Origin of the sequence: Hamadaea sp. NPDC051192 (genome assembly GCF_040682475.1) — a bacterium.
Lineage (GTDB): Bacteria > Actinomycetota > Actinomycetes > Mycobacteriales > Micromonosporaceae > Hamadaea > Hamadaea flava.
In genome coordinates this window covers 11,050-36,490 of record NZ_JBFBAZ010000056.1, presented here as the reverse complement: position 1 = coordinate 36,490, position 25,441 = coordinate 11,050, and the positions used below count along the sequence as shown (strand labels likewise).

General features: G+C 68.3%; 24 protein-coding genes and 2 pseudogenes. 6 read left to right on the top strand and 20 right to left on the bottom strand.

Translation table 11 applies throughout. The annotated features are described in order from the left end of the window. Nucleotides 1-5: 5 nt before the first annotated feature. From AB0M47_RS23305 to AB0M47_RS23290, 4 genes are all read right to left on the bottom strand, one after another. Nucleotides 6-1,304: an ABC transporter substrate-binding protein gene (locus tag AB0M47_RS23305; RefSeq protein WP_363417370.1), complete on the bottom strand. Its 1,299-nt coding sequence runs from the start codon at nucleotides 1,302-1,304 to the stop codon at nucleotides 6-8. A gap of 87 nt (nucleotides 1,305-1,391) precedes the next feature. Further along, nucleotides 1,392-2,228, bottom strand: coding sequence for a carbohydrate ABC transporter permease (locus AB0M47_RS23300; protein ID WP_363417368.1), 837 nt, complete (start codon nucleotides 2,226-2,228; stop codon nucleotides 1,392-1,394). Between the two features lie 10 nt (nucleotides 2,229-2,238). After that, nucleotides 2,239-3,189: a sugar ABC transporter permease gene (locus AB0M47_RS23295; RefSeq protein WP_363417365.1), complete on the bottom strand. Its 951-nt coding sequence runs from the start codon at nucleotides 3,187-3,189 to the stop codon at nucleotides 2,239-2,241. A 104-nt stretch (nucleotides 3,190-3,293) separates the two neighbouring features. After that, entirely contained in the window at nucleotides 3,294-5,114 is a 1,821-nt protein-coding gene (locus AB0M47_RS23290; RefSeq protein ID WP_363417362.1) for a DUF6528 family protein, read from the bottom strand. A 97-nt stretch (nucleotides 5,115-5,211) separates the two neighbouring features. Here AB0M47_RS23290 and AB0M47_RS23285 point away from each other — a divergent pair, with 97 nt between their 5' ends. Continuing rightward, on the top strand, nucleotides 5,212-5,949 hold the full coding sequence (locus AB0M47_RS23285) for an HAD family hydrolase (protein WP_363417359.1): 738 nt from the start codon (nucleotides 5,212-5,214) through the stop codon (nucleotides 5,947-5,949). Between the two features lie 10 nt (nucleotides 5,950-5,959). Here AB0M47_RS23285 and AB0M47_RS23280 read toward each other — a convergent pair. Further along, nucleotides 5,960-6,059, bottom strand: a pseudogene (locus AB0M47_RS23280) (IS982 family transposase); the annotation flags it as partial. Between the two features lie 155 nt (nucleotides 6,060-6,214). Between AB0M47_RS23280 and AB0M47_RS23275 the strand changes: the two are divergent. After that, the gene (locus tag AB0M47_RS23275; protein ID WP_363417356.1) at nucleotides 6,215-6,397 is read left to right on the top strand and encodes a transposase family protein; all 183 of its coding nucleotides are present in this window, start codon (nucleotides 6,215-6,217) and stop codon (nucleotides 6,395-6,397) included. A 209-nt stretch (nucleotides 6,398-6,606) separates the two neighbouring features. Beyond that, the gene (locus AB0M47_RS23270; RefSeq protein WP_363417353.1) at nucleotides 6,607-6,951 is read left to right on the top strand and encodes a hypothetical protein; all 345 of its coding nucleotides are present in this window, start codon (nucleotides 6,607-6,609) and stop codon (nucleotides 6,949-6,951) included. A 224-nt stretch (nucleotides 6,952-7,175) separates the two neighbouring features. Here the strand turns inward: AB0M47_RS23270 and AB0M47_RS23265 are convergent, their stop codons facing one another. From AB0M47_RS23265 to AB0M47_RS23245, 5 genes are all read right to left on the bottom strand, one after another. Further along, nucleotides 7,176-7,502, bottom strand: coding sequence for a DUF1048 domain-containing protein (locus AB0M47_RS23265; protein ID WP_363417351.1), 327 nt, complete (start codon nucleotides 7,500-7,502; stop codon nucleotides 7,176-7,178). 1 nt (nucleotide 7,503) lies between these two features. Continuing rightward, a complete protein-coding gene (locus AB0M47_RS23260; RefSeq protein WP_363417348.1) occupies nucleotides 7,504-7,860 on the bottom strand; it encodes a DUF1048 domain-containing protein in 357 nt (118 codons plus the stop codon). After that, on the bottom strand, nucleotides 7,857-8,183 hold the full coding sequence (locus tag AB0M47_RS23255; RefSeq protein WP_363417346.1) for a PadR family transcriptional regulator: 327 nt from the start codon (nucleotides 8,181-8,183) through the stop codon (nucleotides 7,857-7,859). Before AB0M47_RS23255 ends, AB0M47_RS23260 begins: the two co-directional genes overlap by 4 nt. Nucleotides 8,184-8,319: 136 nt before the next feature. Continuing rightward, nucleotides 8,320-8,958: a hypothetical protein gene (locus AB0M47_RS23250; protein ID WP_363417343.1), complete on the bottom strand. Its 639-nt coding sequence runs from the start codon at nucleotides 8,956-8,958 to the stop codon at nucleotides 8,320-8,322. A 209-nt stretch (nucleotides 8,959-9,167) separates the two neighbouring features. Then, complete coding sequence (locus tag AB0M47_RS23245) at nucleotides 9,168-11,321, bottom strand: MMPL family transporter (protein ID WP_363417340.1); 2,154 nt, start codon at nucleotides 11,319-11,321, stop codon at nucleotides 9,168-9,170. A gap of 465 nt (nucleotides 11,322-11,786) precedes the next feature. Here AB0M47_RS23245 and AB0M47_RS23240 point away from each other — a divergent pair, with 465 nt between their 5' ends. Then, complete coding sequence (locus AB0M47_RS23240; RefSeq protein WP_363417338.1) at nucleotides 11,787-11,945, top strand: hypothetical protein; 159 nt, start codon at nucleotides 11,787-11,789, stop codon at nucleotides 11,943-11,945. A gap of 228 nt (nucleotides 11,946-12,173) precedes the next feature. Next, on the top strand, nucleotides 12,174-12,995 hold the full coding sequence (locus tag AB0M47_RS23235; protein WP_363417335.1) for a phosphatase PAP2 family protein: 822 nt from the start codon (nucleotides 12,174-12,176) through the stop codon (nucleotides 12,993-12,995). A gap of 99 nt (nucleotides 12,996-13,094) precedes the next feature. On the opposite strand, the gene AB0M47_RS23230 is transcribed toward AB0M47_RS23235, so the two are convergent. The 9 genes and pseudogenes from AB0M47_RS23230 to AB0M47_RS23190 form a co-directional block, all read right to left on the bottom strand. Beyond that, entirely contained in the window at nucleotides 13,095-13,838 is a 744-nt protein-coding gene (locus AB0M47_RS23230) for a TetR/AcrR family transcriptional regulator (protein WP_363417332.1), read from the bottom strand. Nucleotides 13,839-14,292: 454 nt separating this feature from the next. Then, nucleotides 14,293-14,840: pseudogene (locus tag AB0M47_RS23225) on the bottom strand (ISAzo13 family transposase); the annotation flags it as partial. Between the two features lie 66 nt (nucleotides 14,841-14,906). Beyond that, the gene (locus tag AB0M47_RS23220; protein WP_363417329.1) at nucleotides 14,907-15,401 is read right to left on the bottom strand and encodes a hypothetical protein; all 495 of its coding nucleotides are present in this window, start codon (nucleotides 15,399-15,401) and stop codon (nucleotides 14,907-14,909) included. A 219-nt stretch (nucleotides 15,402-15,620) separates the two neighbouring features. After that, on the bottom strand, nucleotides 15,621-18,455 hold the full coding sequence (locus AB0M47_RS23215) for a BTAD domain-containing putative transcriptional regulator (RefSeq protein ID WP_363417326.1): 2,835 nt from the start codon (nucleotides 18,453-18,455) through the stop codon (nucleotides 15,621-15,623). A 371-nt stretch (nucleotides 18,456-18,826) separates the two neighbouring features. Further along, a complete protein-coding gene (locus tag AB0M47_RS23210; protein ID WP_363417323.1) occupies nucleotides 18,827-19,255 on the bottom strand; it encodes a S26 family signal peptidase in 429 nt (142 codons plus the stop codon). After that, a complete protein-coding gene (locus AB0M47_RS23205) occupies nucleotides 19,252-21,093 on the bottom strand; it encodes an ABC transporter ATP-binding protein (protein ID WP_363417320.1) in 1,842 nt (613 codons plus the stop codon). The genes AB0M47_RS23210 and AB0M47_RS23205 overlap by 4 nt, the downstream gene beginning before the upstream one ends. Nucleotides 21,094-21,099: 6 nt before the next feature. Beyond that, nucleotides 21,100-21,618 (bottom strand): hypothetical protein, encoded by a 519-nt coding sequence (locus tag AB0M47_RS23200; protein WP_363417317.1) that lies wholly within the window; start codon nucleotides 21,616-21,618, stop codon nucleotides 21,100-21,102. Nucleotides 21,619-21,689: 71 nt separating this feature from the next. Beyond that, nucleotides 21,690-21,848, bottom strand: a complete 159-nt coding sequence (locus AB0M47_RS23195; RefSeq protein ID WP_363417314.1) for a hypothetical protein — start codon at nucleotides 21,846-21,848, stop codon at nucleotides 21,690-21,692. 300 nt (nucleotides 21,849-22,148) lie between these two features. Further along, nucleotides 22,149-22,346, bottom strand: a complete 198-nt coding sequence (locus AB0M47_RS23190; RefSeq protein WP_363417311.1) for a hypothetical protein — start codon at nucleotides 22,344-22,346, stop codon at nucleotides 22,149-22,151. Between the two features lie 206 nt (nucleotides 22,347-22,552). Between AB0M47_RS23190 and AB0M47_RS23185 the strand changes: the two genes are divergently transcribed. Then, entirely contained in the window at nucleotides 22,553-22,951 is a 399-nt protein-coding gene (locus AB0M47_RS23185; protein ID WP_363417308.1) for a hypothetical protein, read from the top strand. Here AB0M47_RS23185 and AB0M47_RS23180 read toward each other — a convergent pair. Next, nucleotides 22,918-25,227: an exonuclease domain-containing protein gene (locus AB0M47_RS23180; protein WP_363417305.1), complete on the bottom strand. Its 2,310-nt coding sequence runs from the start codon at nucleotides 25,225-25,227 to the stop codon at nucleotides 22,918-22,920. The genes AB0M47_RS23185 and AB0M47_RS23180 overlap by 34 nt on opposite strands. Between the last annotated feature and the right edge of the window lie 214 nt (nucleotides 25,228-25,441).

Genomic DNA, 25,441 nt, shown 5'->3' with positions numbered 1-25,441 from the left:
GACTGCTACTTCTTCAGCGCGGCGGTCGCGGCCGCCTCGGCGTTCTTCAACGCGTCGGCCGGCGACTGCTTCTGCAGGAGGGCCTTCTCAAGTTCGACGGACAGCGCGTCAGCAATTCCGGCGTAGGCTTCGATTGAGGGGCGGCTCCTGGCGTAGCTCAGCTCGTCGGCGAACACCTTGATGCGCGGGTTGTCGGCGAGGTACTTCGTCCAGGACGGGTCGGCGGCGGTCTTATTGTTGGTGGGCAGGAAGCCGCCGGCAATGTCCCACTTCGCCTGCACCGTCGGCGTCAGCCAGTACTGCAGGAACGCCCAGGCTCCGTCTTCCTGCGCCGACGTGCTCTGCAGGATGTAGGAGTTGTTCGATCCCAGGTTCATGGCCGGCTTGTCAAGGGGAGGCATCGGCGCGACCCCGACGTTGTCCTTGCCGAGGGCCTGGTCGAGCACTCCGAGGTTGAAGGCGCCGTTGAGGGCCATCGCGACCCGTTTGGAGGCCATCGCTGCGGTGTTCCCGTTGTCGCTCGGCGTCTGGAGGCTGGTGGGGTAGGCGATGCCGTTCTTGACCATGTCCGTCCACGCGGTCAGTGCTCGCACCCCGGCCGGGCTGTTGAACTCGACCGCCGTGTTGTCGGCGTTCATGAACTCGCCGCCGGCGCTCCACAGCATGGATTGCCAGTAGTACGGTCCGGTCCCGCCGGTGCCGATCGGAAGGTACATCCCGTATTGCTTGGTGCCGATGGTCAGCTTGGCGGCGTCTTCCTGCAGCTCGGCCCAGGTGGTCGGCGGATTCGCGATCCCGGCCGCCTTGAACATTGCCTTGTTGTAGATGAGCGCATAGTCGCCGCCTTGCGTCGGCAGCGTGTAGACCTTGCCATCGAAGGTGCCGGTATCCAGCATCCCCTTGGTGAAGTCGCTCTTCTTGACCGTCGCATCGGCGGCGTCGAGGTACTTGTCAAGCGGTACGACCGAGCCCGTGGCGATGATTTGTCCGACGCTCTGTGGTTGGCCGTCGTCGAGCACGAGGTTCGGGGCTTGCTTGTTCTTGATGGCGTTGATGAGCTTCGCGTGCGCTTCGGTGCTCGCCGGCTGCGTCTCGAGTTCGACCCTGTACTTGTCCTGCGATGAGTTGAACTCGCCGATGAGCTGCTTCTTCAACGGCTCGGTGGAGCCGGTGCTGCCGGCCCACACGACGATGGTGGTCCGGGCACCGTTCCTGTCGCCGTCGTTGCCATTCACCGAGCCGCCGCAGGCGGTCAGCGCGAGTACGACGACCGCCGTGGCGGCACCGGCGATCCCGGCGCGCACGCGGTGACGGGTGGCGGACCAGCGGAGGGGCTGAGATCTCATGCGTGCTCCTAGGGGTGGGGCGAGTTGTGCGACGTCGTGCAGAGTTCAGCGCAGGCCTCCGGACATGGCTGCGACGAGCTGCCTTTGGAAAATGAGGAAGACCACGATGACCGGGATGATCGCGAGCGTGGATCCGGCCATGAGCAGGCTGAAGTCCGTGGTGTTGTTCTCGCCCTGCAACTGGGCGAGTCCGACCTGCACCGTGTAGTAACTCGACTTGGTGGTGACGAGGTATTGGAAGAAGAAGTTGTTCCAGTTGTAGACAAACGACAGGATCGCGAACGAACCGACCATGGGCCGGGCCATCGGCGTCATGATCGACCAGAGGCGGCGCCAGATGCCGGCGCCGTCGACGCGGCTGGCGTCCTCGATCTCTGTCGGGAACGACTGGAAGAACTGGCGGAACAGGAACGCCCCGAGGATCGACGGCACATTCGGGATGATCAACCCCTGGTAGCTGTTCAGCCAGCCAAGTTGGGATAGCAGCGTGACCAGCGGCGTGAAGACGACCTCGAAGGGCACCATCAACGCGGCGAGCAGGATGACGAAGATGACCGTGCGACCCCGGAACCGCATCCGTGCGAAGGCGTAGCCCGCGGCCAGACTGGTGACGATCTGACCGAACGTCGCCAGCACCGTGACCACCGTGCTGTTGAGGTAGTAGCGGCCGAACGGCGCCACGGTAAAGAGACGACCGTAGCTGTCGAACCGCCAGTCGCTCGGTAGGAACGTCGGCGGGAAGGCCAGCGCTTCGCTCGACGACTTGAAGCTCGTCAAGACCATCCAGGCGAACGGACCGAAGAAGATAACGACGCCGACCAGGAGTACCGCGTGCCGCGCGACGAGTGGCGCGGTACTGCGAAGCCGGAGCACACGATTCATCTCCGCCACCTCACACCAGCTCGGTGGCGTCGCGCCGAGAGAGGACACGAAGCTGCAGAAGCGACACCACGATCCCGAACAGCAGCAGCAGGACAGCGGCGGCGCTTGCTGATCCGCCTTGGAAGTACACGAAGCCCTGCTTGTACACGTAGTACAGGAGCGTCTCCGTCGACTGGAGCGGACCGCCGCCGGTCAGCACGTACACCTGGGTGAAGACCTGCAGGGCGGAGATGACCCCGGTGATCGCGAGGAACCCGGTGGTGGGCCCGACGAGCGGGAGCGAGATAGAGAAGAACCGCCGTAACGGCCCGGCGCCGTCAAGCTTCGCAGCCTCGTGGTAGCTGGCAGGGATGTTCGCGAGCGCCGCCGAATAGATGATCATCGAGTATCCGACGCCCTGCCAGATCGAGAAGACGATGACGGAAGCCAAGGCCCACGGCTCAGTGGCAAGGAATCCGATCGGGGCGACGCCTACCGCGCTCAGTGCGTAGTTGACGACGCCGCCGAGCGGCGACAGCAGGTAGCCGAAGACCAGAGCCGTACCGACCGTCGGCGCGATGTGCGGTACGAAGATGAGCGCGCGGTACAGACCACGGCCCCGGAACGGCGTGGAGAGCAGCGCAGCGAAGAACAGCCCGATGGCCATCGTGCACGGCACCACCACTGCCACGTAGATCGCGGTGTTGCCGGTGGCCCGCAGGAACTCGGGATCGCGCAGGAGTGCGAGGTAGTTGTGCAGCCCCACCAGCGAACCGGTCTGGCCGGTGGCAGGGTTCCAGTTCGTGAAGCTGTAGTAGACGGTCTGGGCGAGCGGGTAGAGGTAGAAGACCATGAGCAGGACCGTCGTCGGCGCGATGAGCAGGTAACCCGCGCCGCCTTCGCGCCGCTGCGAGGCGGTCATCGGGGTGGCGGTCCGCCTCCTTGCCCGCACTCCGGCTGACAGGGCTACTTCCTCGGACATGTCACCTTCCTATCGCTCGCTAGAAATAATTTCAACTGATGGAGCCGATCGGAGCAATCTTTTCCTCAGGGTTATCCGCCCGTTCAGAGACGGGCGCCACCGAATCAGTTGCTGTCGACCGCGAACCAGCGCGCCCGATAGATCTGTGCGCCGGGCAGCGTCCTGAATGCCTGGCGACTGTCACCGAAGAAGTCGACTTGGTCGGTCACCCAGTCGCACTCGTCATTGAGCTTGGGCGTTGTCTGCAGCACAACACCCGATCGGAGGTCGGTCCCGACGCTCTTGACGTTGGGCCGGTCGACTGCTGTGCCCGGAGGAGGTGCCGCGACAAACTCTCCAGCGAAGGTGTCGAACTGGTACACCCCGCCACGTGTCGTCACCCAAAGTCGCCGAGGATCGCCGGCGACCGGCTGCAGATCATGGCCGCCCACGTTCGGAAGGTCATAGCTTGCACGGCGCCGCAGCGTCGGGGAGGCAGGAGAGCCGCCCACGTCGTACTCCACCAGGAGGTCGTCCCCGACCGCCCAGAGCGCTTGCGTGTCATCCCGCCACAGCACCTCGTGCGCACCGGGCAACCGGTCCTCGACATGGGCGTCCGAGCGCGGTCCCTGGCTCGCGGTGTACAGCCGGACCCAGCCTCCCGTGCTCGCCGCGGCCGCGACGTTGCCGTCGGGCAGCCGCTCGATGCCGTGCGGATTCGCCTCCGCGCCTGCGTTCACTGACCAGGCCACTGCGCCGCCCTGCGGGTAGCGCACCGCAGCCAGGAGCCCACACGAGTCCGACACGAGCACGTACTGCTGCCCCGTCGACGCGTCGCGGCGCAAGCGGGCGTCGTTCGGCAGGCGCCATGACCCCTCCAAATCCTCGACGCCGCTGTCCGCATCTGGCCCCCACCGCCACAGGACGGCCGACTCCTGCGACCAATCTCGATCAGGGTCAAGCACCAGGATGCGACGGCTCGCCTGATCCGTAACGACGACCGGGGTCGTCGCGGCGGTGCCACTCGCCACGGTCCGGCTCGTCTCCTGATGCCGGGCCCGGTGGTCCGTGGCCCGGGTCTGATAGGGAGCGGTCGCCTGTCCCGCGAGGTCCAGCAGCCGCGTCGCCTTGCTCGCGCGGCGCTGGGACACGCGAACGTAGAGGGCGTCGGTCACGAAGAGCTGGGCGTGTCGGCCCGCGGTGCCCCGGTAGCGCGCGGTAGCGCTGCGCGCTGTCGTCACCAAGGTCAAATCGGCCTCGGTGACCAGCGGCGCGTAGGCGCTGCTCGTAATCCCCGCGGTGAACGCGCCCCGATCCCTGGCCACCGTCAGCAGGTCGAGGGCGTGCTGCGCTGTGCCCGAGTGGCTGATCGCGATCGCCACATCACCGGCACCGAGGGTCACGGCGTAGGCAGCCGCAGTTGTCACGTCGGGCGAGGTGAGCGTGACGATTCCGATGCCGATGAGCTGATCGGCGAGGTAACGCGCGACCTGCCCGCTCCCCCCGAAGGCAAAGATCTGCACCTGCCTGGCCTCGTCGACAGCGGCGGCGAGCCGGCCCAGCGCCTCGGTGTCCAGCAGCGTCGCAGTACGACGGATGGCGTTGATGCTCGATGCGGCGATCAGGTTCACCGTGTCGCGAGCACTGGCGGAGGGCTCGATCTCGCCCGTGGGATCGGCATCCAGATCCGCCGCCGCCTGCCCGACCTCAGTGGCGAGCGCCAGCCGGAGCGCCGTATACCCGTCGAGGCCGACCGCGCGGCAGAAACGGTTGACCGTGCCCACCGAGGTGCCCGCAGTCTGAGCGAGCTCGACGATCCCCACGCTGGCGGTGAACTCCGGGTTGCCCGTGACCGCGTCGGCGACCCGGAGGAGGCTCGCTGAGAACGTCGGTCGTGCCGCCGCGATCCGCTCGAGCACGGTCGGCGCCTGCGCCGTCTGCGTCATGCGGCAGATGATCCATGCTCCCGGGTCTGTCGTCAACTATTTCAACTTGCGATAGGTTGCTGGTATTCATTTCCAACGAGATCGGACCACTAGCCGCATGAATCTCCAGCGCCTCGCGCCGCCGACCAACGACCACGTGGCCCTCCTTGTCGACGTCGGCGGGGTGCTCCTCCTTCCCAACGCCGCGCTCCTCACGCCGGTCATCGCCCGCCACGGCGGCGTCGATACACCCGAGGCGTTCATCCGAGCGCACTATGCGGCCCACAACGCGGCATTTCCCGCCGATGGGAAGCCCCGCGGGGACTACTACGAACTCCTCCCTCGCTACGCAGGAGTGCCTGAGGACCATTGGCGTTCCTGCGCCGCGGACTACCTCGCGATCTCCCGCACGCGCAACATGTGGCACGCGCCGGATCCAGAGTCGAAACGGGCGCTCGGGGAGATCGCAGCGGCCGGAATACGCATTGCCATCGTGTCGCAAGCTGACGGCAGGATCGCGCAGATGCTGCTCGACGCCCAGATGTGCCAGGAGGGCGACGGACCTGGCATATGTGTGGACGCCATACTCGACAGCGCGATCGTGGGCTTCGACAAGCCAGACCCGCGGTTCTTCCGCGCAGCTCTGGATCGCCTCAGCGTGGATGCCTTCCACGCTGTCCACGTCGGGGATACCGTGCCGGCCGACGTCCGCGGCGCCCAGGCCGCCGGCATCCTGGCGATCCACTACGACCCCTACGACGACTGCGATGACCCAAGCGACCACGAGCACATCCGTCGACTGCAGGAGGTGCGCGCGTTCCTCACGCCACAGCCACAGCCGCAGCCGCACAAGTGAATCGAGCAAAGATCAGATACAGGCGCAGTCCCCAGAAGAGCCGCGAATGTGAGGCACAGTAACCAATGGGCCGCCCAGCCGGCAGCATCCGAACGCTACATGGTGGGCCGCAGGGCGGCGACATAGTCGTGGTAGGTCGATGGCTGGCGACGCTCCGGTGAGTTGATCACGGTTTGGGCGCGGTGGCGTGTCGGGGGCGAAACACAACAAGGCTCCAGGTAGGACAGTCGGGTCCTGCGAAGGATCCGCTGCTTGGGGAGCCTTGTTGGCCACACAGCCTGCCATGCCGCGCCCGTTCTCCGAGCCCGGCGTGGCCCGCTGTGTTGACCTGCTGGAACTGTTCACCCGGCTGCCCGACCCGCGGCACCGGCGCGGTGTGCGGCATCAGATCGCGACGATCCTGGCCCTTGCCGCTGCGGCGGTGCTGACGGGTCTGCTGCACCGATAGGTGACAGGTGTGGTCACGCGGCCTGACGGACCGGTGGGGTCCTGACGTTTCACTGACGGCCCGCCAAGGCTGCCCGACAGATGTCCGCAACGGTGCTGATGACGAGAAGACCTCAGCGCGTCAAGGGCGCGTCAGGACCAAGGCTCGACGCATTGTGATTTCGTCAAGGACCCTGCCGGTGGCGCAGCCGGCTGCGTTGACTCGGGCGAGTGCAGCCTGTTCCCCTCTGGCGGGCGGCCCGGACGGCCTGTGGACTGGCGGTGGCGACGACCTGCTCGGCGATCACCCTGGCCCTGCCTGCCGGGCACCCGATGCTCTCGTACGCGCTTCTCGACGTCGCCCTACTGTGCTTCAGCGCGCTCACCGCGGACGCGATCGCCGCGACGCTCGCCGGACTGGCCGGGTACGCCTTGTTCCAAACCTTCGTCGTGCATACGCCGGGGGATGTCGCCGGGCACGGTGCGGTCGAGGTGTGGCGGTTCACCGCCGTCGTCCTGTCCGTCGCCATTGGACTGACCATCGGCCGAGCGCTGCGGTTAGTCCGCCAGCCGTGACGCACGATGTTTCGCCCTCGTGATGTCGTCAGCGGTCTCCAGCGACACCACGAGGGCGAAAGTTCAGCTCCTCGAACGGCAAGCGTCACCCTCGTCCGATCCACTGAGCCGAACGCCCCCGGAATCTGCAGAGCCAAACCGACACGCGTACGCGCATGCCCCGAACCCTTCTCCGGTATGTTTGCCGGCGCAACAGCAGCACCGTCGGGGCGTGACGGTGGACGTCACTTCTCATCGGCGCCGGGCTTGTCGCGGATGGACTCCTGATAGATCTCCGCGTAGGTACGCGAATCCTTGATCAGGTCGTCGCAGAAGGCGGCTACGTCAGTACCGATGAGTTCCGTTACGCCTTTGCCCGCCGCGACTCCTTCTTCGAAGAAGTCGACGATCCCGGGGAGCAGGTGCCCGTCGGTCAGGTCGACCGGACCGACTTTGAACAGGTACTTCTGCATCTCCTGGTAGACGATCCGGTAGTCCGGCGGAAGCGCCTTGACCCGGGCCACGTGCGCTCGCCATTGCCGCTTGCCTTCGATGATGTCCTGGATGCTCATCTCAACCTCCCAGCCGGCCCAGTTTGCGAGCCACGTTGCGGTTCAACTGCTCACGCCACCGATCCCGATACGTCCGGGCGCCGTGCCCGCCCGCCAGCGCAGTGCAGAAGCCGCCGATGTCATCACCGAACACTTCGTCGACGCTTTGCCCGTCCGCGGCCGCCTGTTCCAGAAGGGCCAATGCCGCGTCGGCGATCGGCGTCAAGTTGCGGCCACTGAAGTCCCCGTACGGAAACAGGCAGCCCACGACCTGCCCCCAGGCCGCTTGACAATCCGCGGGCAACGCCGCGGCGCGCGCCGCGAAGGCGTTCCACTGCCGCGTCAGATCGCTGCCCGTGACTTTCTCCCAGAAGTTCATCTCCCGCCCTCCCTCAAGCTGTCGATACGCGACGAGACGTAATGCCACTTCGCCCAGAACCGCGCGAGCTCTTGACGCCCGGCGTCGTTGAGCGTGTAGAACTTGCGGGGCGGGCCGACCTCAGACGGCCGCTTCGTCACGTCGACCAGTCCGTTGCGCTCCAGCCGCAGCAAGATCGTGTACACCGTGCCCTCCACGACGTCGGCGAAGCCGAGTTCGTTCAGCCGGCGCGTGATGGCGTACCCGTAGGTTTCCTCGTTGCCGACGATGTGCAGCACGCAACCCTCGAGCGTGCCCTTCAGCATCTCCGTCAAGTCGTCCACCGCGAATCCTCCGGCCCAGTACCTAGTGCCACCGAGTACCACTACACGGTACCACTTAGTAGCCCGGCCGCAAGCCCCCCGCGAGAGGCGGTCGTGGCGCCGCGCCTGTTGACACGATCGGCGGCGTCACGGGCGGTCAGCCGGCAGACTGACCGCCCGAGGGCGGCGGTTCAGTTGACCGGGCGGAAGGTCCCGTCACGGTCGCCTTAGCAGCCAGGTCGCACAGCGGCCAGATCTGCGTCTTGGCGGCCACAGCCGTCGGCGGGAGGCTGCGTGTGATCACGGCTTGTCCCGTGGACTGCCCCGGCACGCACTGCTCGTGGCTGTTGAGATCGAGTCCGCCGCCGACGATCTTCCCGGTGTCGTCGCGGAAGACCATGCTCACGCCCCGTGGGATCAGCGTGCGGCAGGACGACACCGTCGCGGTGTAGTCCAGCGTCCCGGACTGATCGTCCACGCTGGACTTCGTCAGGGACCTCGGCTGCGCGGCGCGCCTGGTAGCTGGTCGCTGAGCGGGGCCCATCGCGTCGGATCGACCCGTCACCTGAAGCTGGGCGACGTCGACCCGGTCACCCGACGGTTTCTGCCGGACGTAGGAGTAGGTACCGACCGGCACCTTCTCCCCTGGTCGGATCAGCGGAACCGCCACGATCAGGCCGGCTGCGTCGTCGGCCCGCGCGTCTCGGCTGCTGCTGTCGGCGTACCCGAAAACGAGCGTGGCCTGATCGGCCACCTGGCTGGAGGTGTTCTCGACAACTGCGCCCAGGCTGATCACCGCGCGGGCCGCGCCTTGTTAGGTGAAGCCCTGCTCGACGATCTTGAGGCCCCCGGAGGGTGCCGTCGCGACGGTCCCCGATGGGGCCGCGCCCAGTGCGCAAGCAGTGGCGCCGGGCTCGGCGTGGGCGTCGGGTCAAGATCGGCGCGCTCGCCGTTGCGTCGAGGCCCGCCCGGACGCGATCGTCCGGGCGGACCCAACCGGGCGGATCAGCGAGTCCGGACCGGCGCCGGTGCTGGGACCGGCACAGTCTTCGCCGCCCGGTTGACGTCACCGCGCCCTGGCCACCAGGCGGTGTGGCCGAGCAGCGCGGTGAGCGCCGGCACCAGGAACATCGACATCACGAACGCCGCCAGCAGGATGCCGGTCGCGACGGAGAACCCAATCTGCTGCAGGAACGACACCGGCGCAAGGGCCAACACCGCGAAGGTGCCCGCGAGGATCAAACCGGCCGCGGCGACGGACGGTCCAGCATGTTGTACGCCGAGAGCAGCGGCCGCCCGGGGCTCGTTGCCGGCCCGGGCCTCCTCGCGTAGCCGGGCGATCATGAGGATGTTGTAGTCGGTGCCGATCGCCAGGACGAACAGGTAGAGCACGATCGGCAGTTGGAACGTCACCCCCGGGTGGCCGGCCACGTCCTGGAACAGGTAGATGGCCGCACCCAGCGTGGCCGCGAAGTTGAGCAGCACCGCGATCACCAGATAGACCGGCGCGACGATGCTGCGCAGCAACAGCGCCAGGATGATCGCGATCAGCAACGCCGCCACGGGCAGGATCACCGACAGGTCGTGGTTGTTGGCCGAGTTGATGTCGGCGTAGATCGCGGTGGTCCCACCGACGAGCACCTTGGTGCCCGGCGGCGCGACAGCGTGCAGGTCGCCGCGCAGGTGATCGTGGACCAGCGTGATCGCGTCGTTCGAGGCCGGGTTGACCGTGAGGAGAAGGCTGAACACGGCCACCTTGCCGTCGGCCGCCTTGGCCGGAGGCTGTACGCCGCCGACGCCGTTCACCTTCCCAGCCGCCGCCGCGAACTGGTCGAGCTGGGCCTGCGTCAGCTGGCTGCCGTCGCTGGTCGTCAGGTACGCCAGCGTCGGGTCCAGCGCCCCTTGCGGGAATCCTCGTTCCAGGTCGGCGGCTGCCTTCGCCGATTCGGTGGTGCTGGGGAAGCCGGCCGCGAAGTCGTAGTCCGCCTTGAACTTCAGCGCCCCGCTGGCCAGTGCGATCAGCACCAGGCCGGACAATGCGGCGGCCATCGCCGGGCGCCGGCCGACCGTCCGGCCGATCCGGGCGAACGCGGTGCCCTTGGGCTCTCGCTTCCACGCCTTCGACGGCCAGAACGTCGCCGGGCCGATGAGGCTGACCAGGGCCGGGATGAGGGTCAGGCCGGTGATCATCATGACGAACACGGCGATCGCCAGTGCCGGACCGAGCGAGCCGAAGCCGCCGAAGGTGGCCAGTAGCAGCACCAGGAAGGCCACGATGACCGCACCGGCGGCCGACGTGATCACCTCGCCGACCCGGGCGACGGCGTACGCCATCGCCGTCTTCTTGTCGTCACCGGCCCGCAGTCGTTCCCGGAACCGGAACAGCAGGAACAGGATGTAGTCGGTCCCGATGCCGTACAGCACGATCAGCAGCAGCGTCTGCAAACTCTGGTCTACATGGAAGCCGAACGCCTTGCCCGCCGCCGCGATCAGGTTGGACGACACCTGCAGGACGACGCTGATGACCAGGATCGGTAGCAGCGCTGCGATCGGACTGCGGAAGATGAACAGGATCAGCACGATGATCAGCGCGAAGGTCGCCGCGCCGACCACCGCGAACGCCGTCGTGAAGGTGTCGTTGTTGTCCACGACCTGAGCGACCGACCCGGTCACCCCGGCGCTCAGCGCGCTGCCCGCCAGGTTCGTCTTGATCACGTCGCGGGTCTGCTTCACCGCGTCCAGTTGGCCTTGGGCGTCGGTCATCGACGCGGTGACCGGGACGTTGATCAGTTGCACGAGTTTGTTGGGCGCGACCGCTTGCGGGCCGGTCAACGGCTGCCCGATTCCGGCGATGTGCGCGCCGCCGATCGCGGTCGCCAGCGCCCCGATCCGCTCGGAGTCGGCCGTGGTCAGCTCGCCCCCGTCGGACCGTTTCACCACCACGATCGCGTTCGACGTGGCCTGCTCCGGGAACGCGGTCTTGGCCAGCTCGATCGCCTGCACCGACTCGTAGGAGTCCGGCAGGAAGCTGCCCTGGTCACCGCTGGTGATGTCGGACAGGCTGGGCAACAGGCCGATCACGAGCATCGCGCCGGCCAGCCAGCCGCCGATGACCCACCAGGCCCGTTTGACGACGAACCTGCCCCATCGGTCGAACATTGCTTTCCTCCCCTTTTATGCCACGGTCACGGCCGTCGGATCGGTGCCGAATCCCTTTTGAGGGTGGGCGACACCCACGGCGGCACATCCGTGAGCAGCGAACCTAGCTCCATGGGTGTGCCAATCTGGCACCAGTATGGCACACAGTGATGCCAAAAGTTCAAGCGGTGGTGCCATAGTTATGCCAAGATGGTGCCACCGGTGCGCTGGAACCGACATCTGCGGCAGTGGACGACCGACGGCTTGGCAAACTCGGCGCGCCGCTGCCGCGGCCTTCCCACCGATCGCCATCACCGCCGCTAAACGGCCGAATATCGACCAGAGTCGAGCGCGAAGAACGCGACCTCGCAGGGTCGGCATACCGAGGCCGCGCATCGCATGGCTCGCGCATCCCGTCGGCGCCCAGAGATCGCCGTGGCCGCTGCTGGCTCAGCGCCGGCGCGCGGCCGCCGGGTGGTTGATGGCGTGACGCATCCACCGTTGGCCCAGGCCAAGACCGACGGCCACCGCGAAGACGGTCAGGTTGAACGCGCAGGTGACTCCATCCAATGGCAGCTCGCCATCGACATCCCGCCCCGCCAGCACGTGGCCGCAACGTTCGCCGAACTCGCCCGCGCGATCTGACCCGAGCACAGCTTCACGGTCCACCGTGCCCTGCGATCCGACAACGCATCGGCGCTGTTCGAAGTAACGGATGACGCGTGCAGGGTGGCACGAGTCCACGACGACGGCCGCATCCGCTATCTCCCGTTCGTAGCGGTTCGGGGTAAATATCACGTACGTCTGGCGGTCCCAGGACGATTCTTCAGGGCGCGGGGCATATAGCCGGTGTCACTGGGAAGCGGAAACAGGGTGGGCACGCCCGACCGCGAACTCGATGAAGGTGAGGGCGCCGGCGCAGTGCGGGAGTTGCTCTTGGCCTCCGTCTTCTACGTCGCTTACACCGCCGCACGGTTGCTGGCTGCCGACGACCGGGCTCCCGCGCTGCGGCGGGCGCACCGACTCCTCGACTTCGAGGCTGTCTTCGATCTGGACTGGGAGCACGGGATCGTTCGCTACGTGGCTGCCCATCCACTCGTCGGACTGCTGTCGTGCTTCTGGTACAGCACCGCTCACTATGTCGGCACGCCCCTCGTGCTGATCTGGCTCTACCGTCGGGGGCGCCACGTCTACCTGCCAGCCAGACGCGCGCTGCTGGTCGCCACGGCGCTCGGACTGGTGATGTACCTGCTGTTGCCGACGGCGCCGCCGCGGATGATGGCCGGCTACCCGGACATCTTGTCCATCCACTCCGACGCCGGCTGGTGGGGCGCTGACGCTTCCGCGCCACGCGGCACCGGGAGTCTGACCAACGAGCTGGCCGCGTTCCCGTCGCTCCACGCGGGCTGGTCCCTGTGGGTGGCGCTGGCACTGCATCGCGGGGCGCGACGGTGGTCGCTGCGCATCGCGGGCTGGGCGTACGCCGGACTGAGCGCGCTCGTCGTCGTCGGCACGGCCAACCACTGGGTGCTCGACGTGCTCGCCGGCTGGTTAGTCGTCGTTGTCGCCTGGATCGCAACCAAACGAGGTGGACGACGAGGCGGGTCGCCAGGACGCAAAACGCCTTCGCCATCACCTTCCCCGACCGGTTCCCGGCCGCCGAGACCTACTGAAGATCCGCCGGAACACCGTTAACGATCGTTTGACAGTCCTGCCAGCCCGCGCCCATGCGGTCATCCTGTCGGCGCTCGGGGCGCGTGCTCGAAGTTGACGTGCGGACGCCCTTTGGGCGACCTACTGGGCCTTGGGCGTAAGGCTGTCCAGGATGTAGTTGAGGCCGGTGGTGAAGATGAGTTCCTGCCGGTCTGTCGCACGCGGGACGTGCGCGTCGCGTACGACGCGGATGAAACGTGGGTATTTGCCGCCTTCCTCAACTAAGTCCATGTACGGCCCCAGGACTCGGGCCCACTGGTCGGCATCGAGGCTTACTCGCCGAAGGGCCTGCTGCTCGGCTAGCTCGCGGGTCGTGAGACCGCGAACGAAGGACTGCAGAATCTCGCTGGCGACGAGCATGTCGTCGATCGTCAGACCCAAACCGTCCATGGCGCCCAATCCGTATTCGTGCCAGGCCAGGGAGTTCGGTCCGAAGTTGGGCCGGCCGGCGGCGACACTGATCATCCACGGATGCCGCAGGATGGACCCGCGAATGCGGTGGGACAGCCCGGACAGGTCGCTGCGCCAGTCACCGCTCAGTGGTGGAGGCGGACCGTCCTCGCCCTCGACCCAGTCGACCATCAGGTCGTACATCTCATCCTTGCTGTCGACGTAGCCGTACAGGGAGGCCGTCCCGACTCCCAGCACTGTCGCGACCTTGCGCATCGACACCGCCTCCAGCCCCTCGGCGTCGGCCAGGGCGACCGCGGCCGCGGCAATCTCCTGCCGGCTCTTCGACGGAGCGGGCCCCTTGGCCGCGCGTTCCGGACGCATCCAGATGAGTTCATGCGCCCCGGATGATCCCTTTTCGCGTTCCGTCGGCAATCTCACTCCTGGCTTGTCAAACTGCTGTGGCGAGGTAGCTTAACAGGCGTACTCCGAACGACGTTCGGAGTACGAGCTGAGGAGAAACGATATGGCACTGCAGGATCAGCCCGCGTACATCATCAAGATGCGCGCCAAGCCGGGAATGGGCGACAAGCTTTTCGAGCTGGCCACCGTAGGCATGGAGAAGTCGGGCTCTTCCGACCGGTTCATCATGGCCCGCGAGGATGACGACCCGGACGTGCTCTGGAACATGGAGGTCTTCAAGTCCGACGAAGCCAAGGACGCCTACGAGACCAGCCCACTCGCCGACGAACTCCGGGACGAGATCATCGGGCTGCTAGCCGAGCCACCGATGCGGATCGCGGTACACCCGTACTCTGCCGCGCCAGCCAGCTGGGTTTCAGCCGGGCCGGCCTGCCGCTGCGAACGCGGCGGGAAGTCGACTGCCTTGGTAGACGCCGTAGGGCACCCGCCTTGCCCAACTGCTGGTCCTCGAAGTCGTTAGTAGACACCTGGACCGGACAACCGGTCGGTTCCCACTCCCGGCCCCTGTTCACGAACAGGCCCACCAGTTCCTTCTTCTTGGTGTCCACGCTGATCACCGGCTGACCCGCATCCCGGCGAGCGCGGGCCTGCTCGTTGAGGTGGCGAAACTGCGCATCGCGGTCCGGGTGCTGGTCACCTTCGATGGTGTTGACGTTGCCTTGCAAGCTGAACCCCTCGCGCGCAGTAGATCCGCGACCGTGTCGGCCGAGACCCGATGGCCTCGTCGGGTCAGCTCAACTGCCAGCTTGCGGGTCGACTTGGTTGTCCACCAGCATCCAGATCGGACACGCCTCGCGACAAGATGCTCTCCACTACCCCGGCCACCCGCGCCACCACACAGATCCCACGATGGCCAAACGCCTCGGCACCCATCAAAAGCCGACGCTGCCGCTCATCCAGATGCGGGAAGATCGCCGCAAACTTCGCCGCCAGCAACTCCTCTGGCTCTGCCATCGCCGAGTCCAAACCACATTAGACCGTGCGCGTGTCGGAAGCGGCTAGTTGTTTCTCTGCGCTCCCTTATTGCGGGACGTATCCCGCCGCGCGGCAAACGCTGGCCACCTTGTGCTGTGCCGTCTGCGCTTGCATCAGCGCGGTCAGTTTGGCGTTGCGATTGTCCGTCGACGGATTGGCTTCTTCCGCGGCTGCGGCGTTTTCCACGCGTGTCCAGGCATCGGCGGTGGCCAGAAGCGCAGCCTGGATCGTCGGGTCGGTGGCCGCGTCGGCGACGTTGCGGTAAAAGTGTGCCGCTGTGCGAGCGCTGATAGTGTCGCTGCCGGGGCCGACCTCACCAAAGAGGACTGCTTCCTTGCAACCGGTAACGTCTTTCTCGTCGCTATTGCTGCGGGTGATCACGTAGACGCCGATCCCGCACGCGCAGAGCATGCTCAGCACGAGCGCGCCGGCCCCCGCCACGAGCCACCATTTCAGCGAGAACCCACGCGGGTTCGAAGTCGGTGGCTGCGCCGACGATGGTTCCGGCGAAGCTGGCCGTGGCGCGGTGGAAGGCTGCACGGTGCGCAACTTAACGCACACCGCCAACCACTGACAACCTTCGAGCTCATGGCTGGAGCTGCACTGGGTCGCGCCCCGCGCTGTGGGCCTGACGGGGCGCATCCTCGTGCCAGGATGATCAGATGATCAAGCAAGGTCAAGACATTCCGCGTCCTTTATGGATACTCGTGGGCCCTGCGTTGGGAGGTGCCCTGGCAGTGAGACCGCGCCGCGGCCGCCTCAGTCCTTGAGGCGGCCGCGGACCGCGTCGGCATCGGCATGCCCCAGCTGATCAAGGATCGCCACCGCGGCTTCCCATGCCGCGCGGGACTCGCCTGACTGACCGGCGGCAGCGTACGCGTCACCGAGGTGGGTCAGCGAATCAGCCTCATTGAACAAGTCGTGCGACCGCCGGAACAGGTTCACCGCCGTGGTGAGGCACTCGATGGCTTCGGTGTGCTCGCCCAGGTGCAGATGGGCGTAGCCCAAGCTGTCCCAGATGGCGGCCGATCCGGCGGTGTCGTCGAGCGCCTGCGTCAGCTCCAACGCCTGTCCACAGTGGTCCAACGCGCGACGGTAGTCGCCGAGCTGCGCGTACCCCCAGCCGATGGCGTTGAGGATTCGCGCCTCGCCCACGCGGTGCCCTGCGCGGCGATACCGCTCCAGCGCCGTGAACCGGTCTCGTTGCGCAGCGCGATGCCGGCCTTGCAGATGCAGCATCCACGAGCGGCCCATCGATGTGTGGGCGCCGCCGAGCAGGTCGCCCTGCCGACCGTACAACACCAGCGCAGCTTCGTAATGACCGCCCGCGTCCGCGTACTGGCCCATTTGCGTGTAACCGCGGCCCAGCAGCCGGTGCGCGTATGCCTCGCGGACCGGATCGCCTCCGCGCCTCGCCGCGGCCAGTGCGATCAGCTCCACCGCGATCCAGTCGCGCCAATGCCCTTGATTGTCGAGATAGTCCAGCAGCGTCCACGCCAGCTGCCAGGCTCGCGCGTCTTCACCCGCGGCCCACGCCCGCTCGACCGCCGCCACCAGGACCGCGTGCTCCGCGGCGAACCACGCCATCGCCTGCTCCGCGTCGCTGAAAGTGAGCACCGGCGCGCCTGCCACCACGGGCACCGGCACGATGGGCTCGCGGTGCGGATCCACGAGCATGGCCGCGCGCATCGCCGTGGCCCGATAATGATCGAGTACGCGCACCGAGGCGATCTGCTTCTCGTCTTCGGCCAGCAACTCCGACGCGTACGCGCGCAGCAGATCGTGCATGGTGAACCGGCCGGGCAGGTGCTCGACGACCAGATGGGCCCGGACGAGTTCACCGAGCGCGGCGCGGGCGCGGGCGGCTGGCCACGCCGCGAGGCTGGCCGCCGCCGGAGTTGCGAAGTCAGCGCCGGGCAGGGCGCCGCACAGCGTGAACAGGGTGGCCGCGTCACTTCCAAGGGCCCGTAAGGACCAGGAGAACACCGACCGGACGTCACCGAGGTCGCCTAAGCCGCCGCCGTCCGGCCGAAGATCGGCCGCGATCTGGTCGAGGGGAAACGCCGGGTACAGTGCGGCCCGGGCGGCGACCACGGCCAGCGCGAGCGGCAGCCGGGCGCACTGCGTGGCGATGCGTTCGGCCACACCTGGCACGGCATAGGCCCGGTGCCGACCGATCCGACCGGCAAGGAGCCGGACGGCGTCGTCGGCGGGGAGCAGGTCGAGCATGACCGGCTCGGCTCCTTCCGCAGCGACCAGGCCACGAAGCTGGTCGCGGCTGGTGATCACAACGCGGCAGCCAGGTGTCCCGGGAAGCATCGGCCGCACCTGTTCGGCGTCCCGCGCGTTGTCGAGCACGATCAGGACTCGTTGGCCGGCGAGCAGACTGCGGTAGAGCCCGACCTGCGCCTCGAAGGCGACCGGAACGCGTGCGGCCGGCACTCCCAGCGCATCGAGGAAGGCCCTTAGCACCGTGCCGGGATGGGCTACCGTTCCGGCGGGGCCGAAACCGTGCAAGTCGGCGAACAGCTGACCGTCCGGGAAGCGATCTCGTACGCCGTGCGCCCACCGGAGGGCCAGCATCGTCTTGCCGACTCCGGCGGTGCCGGTGATGACGCAGACGGCCGCACCGGACTGATCCAGCTGCCGCAGGGCGTCGGACCGGCCGACGAAACCCGGGGCCGGCGCGGGCAGTTGCGCCGGGCGTACCCACGCTTCGTGCTCCGTTCCGGCCACCTGCCGGTACGCCACCGTGAGCTCGTCACCGGGTGTGACACCCAGTTCGTCGGCCAGCCGCTCGCTGATGTCGGCGTGTGCTTTGAGGGCGGCGGCGCGGTCACCGCTGCGCGCCAGCAGCGTCACCAGCCGGGCGTGCAGCGGCTCGTGCAGCGGCTCCGACGCGGACAGCGTCCGCAACAGGTCGACGGCCGCGTCGTCGCGATCGGCGTACGCGATCGCCGCCTGCAGCCGTCGTCGGCCCAGCGCCAGGGCCGCGGGGTGCGTCCGCAACCGGTCGGGTGCGTCGGCGAGCACCGGACCACGCCAGCATTTCAGCGCCTCTTCCAGCCGTCCCGCTTCCAGGAGCGCCGCGAATTCGCCGGCGTCCACTTCACCGGCCTCCAACCGCAGCTGGTACCCGTGCCGTGCCGTGTACAGCCGTGGCTTCTCCGGGGCGTCGAGTAATCGCCGCAATCGGCTGACAGCGCTTTGCACCTGTCCGACTGCGCTCCGCGGTGGGTCCGCGCCCCACAGCACGTCCACGATTTCGTCGCGGCCGACCACCTCGCCGGCTTGCACCGCGAGCAAGCCCAGGAGTGTCTGCTGAAAGGGCGGGCCGGGTGGGACGGGCGATCCACCGATCCGGATGATCAGCGGTCCCAGAACGCCGATGTGCACCCCCGACCGGCCCCGGCGCAACAGCTCCGTCACTTCCAGCGTCGACAGCCCGAGGCAGGCCGCCAGCCGAGACATCGACTCCGGACGCGGGGTCGCGACCCGGCCGTTCTCCAGATCGCGGACCGCCCGCACGCTCAAGCCGGCTCGCTCGGCGAGCTGCTGCTGCGTCAGGTTCGCCCGCCGGCGGTGCTCGCGCAAGAGCGCACCCAGCAGCTGCGGCCGTGCCTCCACAGCGGAGCCTTTCCTGCTCGACGAGATGGATCCCGGGCCGCAGCGCCGGCACCGATACGACGCTGTGGCGGTCGTCGGTGGTCTCCGACCACGTTCTCCATCGTAGCCGTCGATCCTTGCGACGGCGTACCCAGCTCGTGGGGCTCCGGCGACCAGGCGTGGGCGATGATGAAGATCCTCTGCAATGAAAGCAGCTTCGACGTCTCCGCCGTCAACGGCTCCTACTACGGCCTCGGCCAGATGGGCCGCACCCAGATCGCCGACGCGAACGTGTCGCACGATCCCGCCTACCGGTGGAGCGCTGCCGGTTCGAGCCTCCGCGTACGCGCGGCGGAGCCTCATCCCCCCGAGGGTAGCCGCCGGATCATCACGCCGAGGACGCGGTCGCGGCGGACGAGTCCGAAGTAGCGGGAGTCCGTGCTGACCGGCCGGTTGTCGCCGAGCACCACGTAGCAGCCGGCCGGTACGCGGCGGTCGCCGAGCCCGTGTACGTCGGGCCGGGCCCAGTCGGCGGGCAGGTGCTCCCCCGCGACGGCCACCACGCGTTTGAGGAGCAGGGCGGGGTCGGCGGGCAGCCGCATGAGGACGACGTCGCCGCGGCGGGGCCGGCGCGTACGCCGGATGAGGACCCGCTCGCCCGGGCGAAGGGTCGGCTCCATGCTCGCACCATCCACAGTGGCCAGGATGAGCAGCAGCCGGGCCCCGAGGGCGAGGCCGCCCAGCCATGCCACGGCGAGCAGCAGGACCACGATCGAGGGCGTCGTCACGGTACCGCCTGGTATCCGGCTGCCTGCAGGCGGAATAGCCGGGCGTAGGTGCCGTCCGCCGCGAGCAGGGCGTCGTGCGGGCCGTGTTCGGCGATGCGGCCGTCGGCCAGGACGGCGACGAGGTCGGCGTCCCGCACCGCGCTCAGCCGGTGGGAGATCAGCAGGCTGGTGTGGCCCTCCCGATGCTCCCGGATGCGTTCGTGCACCTCGTGCTCGGCCTCCGGGTCGAGGCCGGAGCTCGGCTCGTCGAGGATCATCAGGTCGCGGCCCGCGCGGACGAGCGACCGGGCGAGCGCCAGCCGCTGCCACTGGCCGCCGGACAGGACCACCCCGGTCTCGGCGTCCGGGCCGTCGTCCCCGCTGTCCATGCCGAGGATGAACGTACGCGTCAACGGCGTGTCGTAGCCGTACGGCAAAGCGGCCAGCCGCTCGTGGACGCCCGCCCGTTCGGCCGCGCCGACGAGCCGGGGGCGGTCCGCCAGTGCCGTCAGGTCGCCGAGGCCGATGTTCTCGGCAGCGGTCATGTCGTAGTTCATGTGCTCCTGGAAGACCGCGCTGATCCGCTCCCGCAGCGACGCCGGCGACAGGTCCCGCAGGTCGACACCGTCCCAGAGGATCTGCCCGCGGGTCGGGTCGTACATCCGGCACAGGAGCTTCACGAGGGTGGTCTTGCCGGCCCCGTTGAGCCCGACGAGCGCCACCGCGTACCCGTGCGGGATCGTGAGATCGACGCCCCGCAGGATCCAGGGGTGGTCGTCGCTGTAGCGGAACCAGACGTCGCGCAGCACGATCCCGCGGCGCAGCGCGGGCGCCGGGCGGTCGGCGACCGTGGGCAGGTCGGGCTCGGCCCGGAGCACCGCGACGTAGTGCGTGAACGCCAGCAGGCGCGCCTGGCCGCCGGTCACGGCGGCCGTGAGCCCGGACAGCGCGGCCTGCACGCCGACGATCGCCGCCACGAACATCGACACGTCGCCGACCGTCAGCCCGCCGCCGCGCGCGGTGGTGACGGCCCACCACAGCCCGTACCCCGCGACGCCCGCGCTCACCGCCTTGAGCGCGCCCTGTACCACGGCCTGCCGCGCGTCCACCCGCCGCCGGGCGGCATCGGCCCGTTCCCGCTCCCCCATCATCCGGGTACGCAGGAAGCCGCCGATCCCGAACAGCCGGATCTCCATCGCGGCGTCGACCCCGGTCAGCAGATGGCCGTAGAAGAACTCGCGGCGGTGGAAGCGCTCGACGTGCCACTCCATCGCCGAGCGCCGCCGGGCGAGGCTGAACTCGGCCAGCAACACCGGTACCGCCGTGCCCAGCACGACGACCGTCAGCAGCGGGCTGAGCAGCAGCAGCGACCCGAGGAAGCCGGTCAGCCCGAGGACCCCGCTGACCAGGCTCCCCGCCCCGTCGACCAGCTCGGGCAGCCGCCGGGCGCTGTCCTGGGCCAGCCGCAGCCGGTCCTGGTACGCGGGGTCCTCGAACCGGCGCAGCCCCGCCTGCCGGCCCAGCGCCGCGAACAGCCGATCGGTGGCGACCCGGCTCGCCGACCGGCCCACCTGTTCGCGGGCGAACCGAGCGGCGACCGGCAGCAGGGCGGTGGCGAGCCCGGCGGCGACCAGCCCGGCGGCCGGAGCCGCCACGGCTGCCCCCGTTGTCGCCAGCCGGTCGAGCACCGCCTTCGTCAGCCAGGCGGTCAGCACCGGCGCGACCGCTACGGCCGTCGTCATCGCGAGGAAGGCCGACAGCCGCGCCGACCCGCACCGCCACAGCAACGCCGCCGCCTCAGCCGCGGCCTCGCGTACCTGCCGGGCGCTGATCCGCCGGCGCGGGCGGGTCGTCGCCACCTCCGGTCAGCTCCCGCTCAACGCCGGCCGGCGGGGCAGATCCGCCAGCCGGGCCCCCGCCGCGACGACGTACCGGCCCGACACGACATACAGCGAGGGCGTCCACGTGTTGCGGAACGCCTTCGCGACCGGTCCGCCGGGCAGGTCCGCTTGCACCACCCGGGCAACCTCGGCGAGCGCGTCCACCGTCTCCGGGTCGTCACCCGCAACGACCGCGAGGACGTTGCGCCGCCCCTGCTCCCGCGCGTACGCGACGAAGTCCGGCAGCAGCTCGTGGCAGGCCGAACAGCCGGCCGAGAAGAACGCCACCGTCCCCGTCAGCGTCTCCTCGGTGATCGGCTCACCGTCGACCGTGGTGACCTCGAAGGCATCGACGGCCGACCCCGGGCGCAGCCCCGACGACGAGTGGCCGGCGACCTTCGCCTCGGCCTCGGCCCGCAGCCGGCGCAGGATTCCCGCCGTCAGCAGCAGATTGAACACACCGAGCAGACCCAGCGCCACCAGAGCGGCGATGACGACCTGCATGGGCTCCTCCTTCGACAACGCGTACGCCGGGCGGCGGTACGAAGCGCCGCCCGGCTCATCGGTCCGGCTCGTCAGCAGCCGTAGTGGACGAAGGTGTAGGAGCAGCCGCTGTCCGGGCAGCAGTACCGCCAGAACGTGATACCGCCGAGGCAGACGTCCGCGCCGAGGCACGCGGACGCGGTCGTCGTGCGGACGACCTTCGAGATCAGGCGGTCGACGATGCGCATCATGGCCTTTTCCTTCCCGTTGTGGACCTGGCCTCCGCCGCGGACCGGGATGTCCGGCGCCGTCGGCGGAACTGCCCCCGAAACCTAGACGCCGCCACCGAACGATCTCCTCATCGCGCCGCCGGCCGCCCTGAGCACGGACGGGATTTATGAACCGGCAGTTACGACCGGCAGTTGCATCTCACGGGAAGGTTCAGTGCAGCAGCACTTGACGACCGCGCTCTTCGTCCTGGTCGCCGCCTGGGCGGGCCTGCCGGCTCCCGCGTACGCCGCGACGGCCGGGGCGGCGCCGTTCTTCGTCACCTACGGGTCCGGTCTCGGCACCACGATGGCCGCTCCAGCGCGACGAGCGTTGATCGGCGTACAGGCGTGGGGATCGACGCCGATCACGAACGCCGTGGTCACTCTCGACACCACCGCCGTCTCCGCCCGGGTCAAGGTCGTCGGCGCCTCCGGGCCGTGCACCCACACCACAACCAGGATCACGTGCTCGTTCGGCACCGTGTCCAGGACGAAGAAGGCGGCGTACGCGGTCTTCCAGGCGGTCGACGTCGCCCCGCCGGGCCGGGCGGGAACCGTCAGCCTGCACCTGACGGGCAGTCCGGCCCCGACCGACCCGAACGCGACCGGACCATCTCGATCGCGGGCGAGGCCGACGTGGCGGATATGGCGATCTCGTCAGCCGCCCCCGCGGCGACGTCGGCCAGGTGGCGACCGTCACGACGCCTATCCGCAACAATGGCCCCGGCGTCCAGCCGTGGATCGAGCTGAGCGCGAGCCGCATGCCGCCCGGGATGTCCTACGCCGGCGGCTCCGGCTGCGTGAAGTCGGGGACGTCGTTCGTGTGCCGCAAGGAGAACATGGCCCCCGGCACCTCGGCCACGGTCAAGCTGATGCTCCACATCGACCGCTGCGACAAGGGCTACGCGCTGGGATACGAAGGCCCGGGTGAGAGCGTCGGCACGGGTTTTAGATCGACATTAATCGACCTCGTGTTGTTCAGCTTGGAGGCAAAGCGTCCACGCACGCTACTGAGCCGTAACGACATCCGACCACGGCCTCCACCTCTACGTCAGATGACGGATCCATTATCTGAGCGCGCTTGAAGTACTGGGCACCGCGACCGATAGTGCCCGACCTCGCGACAATGACCGCATCGGCGCTGACCCTCCGTGGGCCTGTCGGCCGTGAGGTCGTCGAAGTATTCCGGCACGCCCAGTGACTTGGCCGCCGAACGCAGACTTCGAAGTTCCTCGGCGGTGAGGACAGCGTCGGCGAAAGCCGCCTCCCGCATGGACTCCAGGAAGCGTTGGTTCAGGATGGCGACCTGTGCCGAGCCGAGCCCGGCGGTGCCCGCCATCTCGGCTAACGCGCGTGCCTCGTCGGCGACGATTTTGCCGTCGGCCAGCGCATCGGCCAGACACGAGAGGTAGAGCTCGGCATCGGCATCGCCTGCCTCGGCTGCGCTCATCGGTAGCCGGGCGAGGATGGACGCCATCCAGCCGTCGGTGCCGCGTTTGATGCCGGTAGCGCGGGTCCGCGGGCGGGCCATCCCGGCGGCCGGAATGGGCAGGGTGTAGGTGGCGTAGGGCGCGCAGGGGAAGCCCAGCGGACGGCGATGGCCGTCGAGCATGCGGGGTAGGAGGGCGGCAACGGCGCGGACATCGCCCAGAGCACTGTGCATGTCGGGTAGTGGTACGCCCGCGTGCCGAGCCAGTGTCGGCAGTTTGTGATTGGGGGTGGCGAACACCTGTTGCCCGAGCCAGAGCGTGCACAGCGCCGGGAACCGGTCTGCGCGTACGCCCGCCCGCGCCAGCTCCGCCGCGAGGAAGCGCTCTTCGAAGGCGGCATTATGTGCCACGACCACACATCCGTCGAGCCGCAGCATGATGTCGCCGAGGACGTCCACGAACCGCGGGGCGCCGCGTACCGCCTCGTTGGTAAGGCCGTGAATGAACACCGCTCCGGTGTCACGCCCCTCGGGATCGAGGAGCGTGGCGAACTCGTCGTGGATGACGCCGCTGCGGTCTACACGGGCGATCGCGATCTCGATGATCCGGTCACCTCGGCCGGGAGCGAATCCTGTCGTCTCGAAATCGAGGACGGCGTACATCCCGTCGTGCTTGTGCAGTCCGGGCATGTGGTCGAGGAGGTCGGCGTACCCGAAGAGGCTACCGCCGCCGGGCCGCGCGAACGGCGAGTGTTCGGACCGCACGGTGGGCGCGGTGCGTGGAACCGACGGCAGGACGACGGCTGGAGAGATCCTCGTGGGTGCCGGCGCCGGACGTGCCGGTCCCTGGACGATCGTGGCGAACCATTCTGCAACGTCCGCGCGCGACAGTTGCAGCGACCATCGCAACCCGGTCGGTGACGTCAGGTCCAGCGTGCCGTAGCGCATGACGGGCAACTGGCGGTTGTTCGCGAACCGTCGGTCTGGACCGCCTTTGACGTTCACGTACTCCCATGTCCAGTCGACCTGCTGGCCGTCGCGCGGCAGGGCGCCCGTCTCGATGAAGCGCGTCGTTCCGGCAGCGACTGCCAGCTGGTCGTACGTGACATCGCTCCAGTAGCGCTCGGTACGTACCAAGATCCGGTCAGGCAGCAACAGCAAGGCGTCTCGGCCGCACGTGATCGATGGCACTGCGATGTTCGTGGCCAGTGTCTGCGGAGGTGCGAGGCTGAAGCCGAGGGTCAGGCGCTGGACCAGCGAGCTCGCGCCGCTGTTGACCTTGCGTTGATGCGTGTCGTGCAGGTTGCCGCGAGCTTGAATCCGCCACGCCCCGCCCAGAGCCGCGAGCGCCGGGTGTCCGGTGACCAGGCTTTCGTACCAGGTCGCCGCTGGACCTTCGACCTCGTAGAAGGTAACGACCGTCCGGCGTGCCGCCTCCCAATACCGCAGCCAGACCACGGCGGGCGTGCCGACCAACAGCAGCAGGACGGCGAGCGGCGGGAGGGCCAGAGCGACCAGCACGAGGATACCGAGCATGACTGCTGCCGCGGGCCAGAAAAGGGTCCGCGCCGAGGCCTTGTTTAACTGCTCGACGACATCGCCCGGCCCGGTCGGCTGGAGAGTAGTCGCGTCCTCGCCCGTCGTGCTGTTCATCTCGACTGGCGGCGGGGCGTATCCCGGCCCGTATCCCGCGCCCGGCGCAGTGCTCGCCACACCGGGCGGTGTCGGGCGTACAGATGCGGTGCGACGTGGTGGCCGGCCGCCGAAAGTCGTGCTGTACCGGACGCCCGCGACGGTGACACTGACCCGGTTCGCCCGCGGACCCATGCCGACGCGAAAACCCGGCACGCCCGCGCTCATCCCGATGCCACGCGTCGACAGGCGTACGCGGAACGGCCCCGCGCTGACGCTCGTTCCCAGGTGGAAGCCCACGGCAATCCTCCACATCGGTCACCAAGACGGGTGGTAGACCGGAACCGTAGGTCACGCAGGCGAGTCCGGGACAGACCCTGTACGCCTTACGAGGGGGAGATCCGCACCAACGGACGGCTAGATACGACGATCATCGGGCGTACCGGACAGCATAGGTATCGCCAGAACGCCGAAGAGGCTCTGTAGCGGAGGCATTTCGTGGTCGTCCGCTGGT

What these genes read in the sequence shown, in the direction of transcription:
- AB0M47_RS23300 (WP_363417368.1), bottom strand. Translation starts at nt 2,228, where the DNA reads ATGAATCGTGTGCTCCGGCTTCGCAGTACCGCGCCACTCGTCGCGCGG.
- AB0M47_RS23295 (WP_363417365.1), bottom strand. Translation starts at nt 3,189, where the DNA reads ATGTCCGAGGAAGTAGCCCTGTCAGCCGGAGTGCGGGCAAGGAGGCGG.
- AB0M47_RS23290 (WP_363417362.1), bottom strand. Translation starts at nt 5,114, where the DNA reads ATGACGCAGACGGCGCAGGCGCCGACCGTGCTCGAGCGGATCGCGGCG.
- AB0M47_RS23285 (WP_363417359.1), top strand. Translation starts at nt 5,212, where the DNA reads ATGAATCTCCAGCGCCTCGCGCCGCCGACCAACGACCACGTGGCCCTC.
- AB0M47_RS23265 (WP_363417351.1), bottom strand. Translation starts at nt 7,502, where the DNA reads ATGAGCATCCAGGACATCATCGAAGGCAAGCGGCAATGGCGAGCGCAC.
- AB0M47_RS23260 (WP_363417348.1), bottom strand. Translation starts at nt 7,860, where the DNA reads ATGAACTTCTGGGAGAAAGTCACGGGCAGCGATCTGACGCGGCAGTGG.
- AB0M47_RS23245 (WP_363417340.1), bottom strand. Translation starts at nt 11,321, where the DNA reads ATGTTCGACCGATGGGGCAGGTTCGTCGTCAAACGGGCCTGGTGGGTC.
- AB0M47_RS23200 (WP_363417317.1), bottom strand. Translation starts at nt 21,618, where the DNA reads ATGCAGGTCGTCATCGCCGCTCTGGTGGCGCTGGGTCTGCTCGGTGTG.
- AB0M47_RS23195 (WP_363417314.1), bottom strand. Translation starts at nt 21,848, where the DNA reads ATGATGCGCATCGTCGACCGCCTGATCTCGAAGGTCGTCCGCACGACG.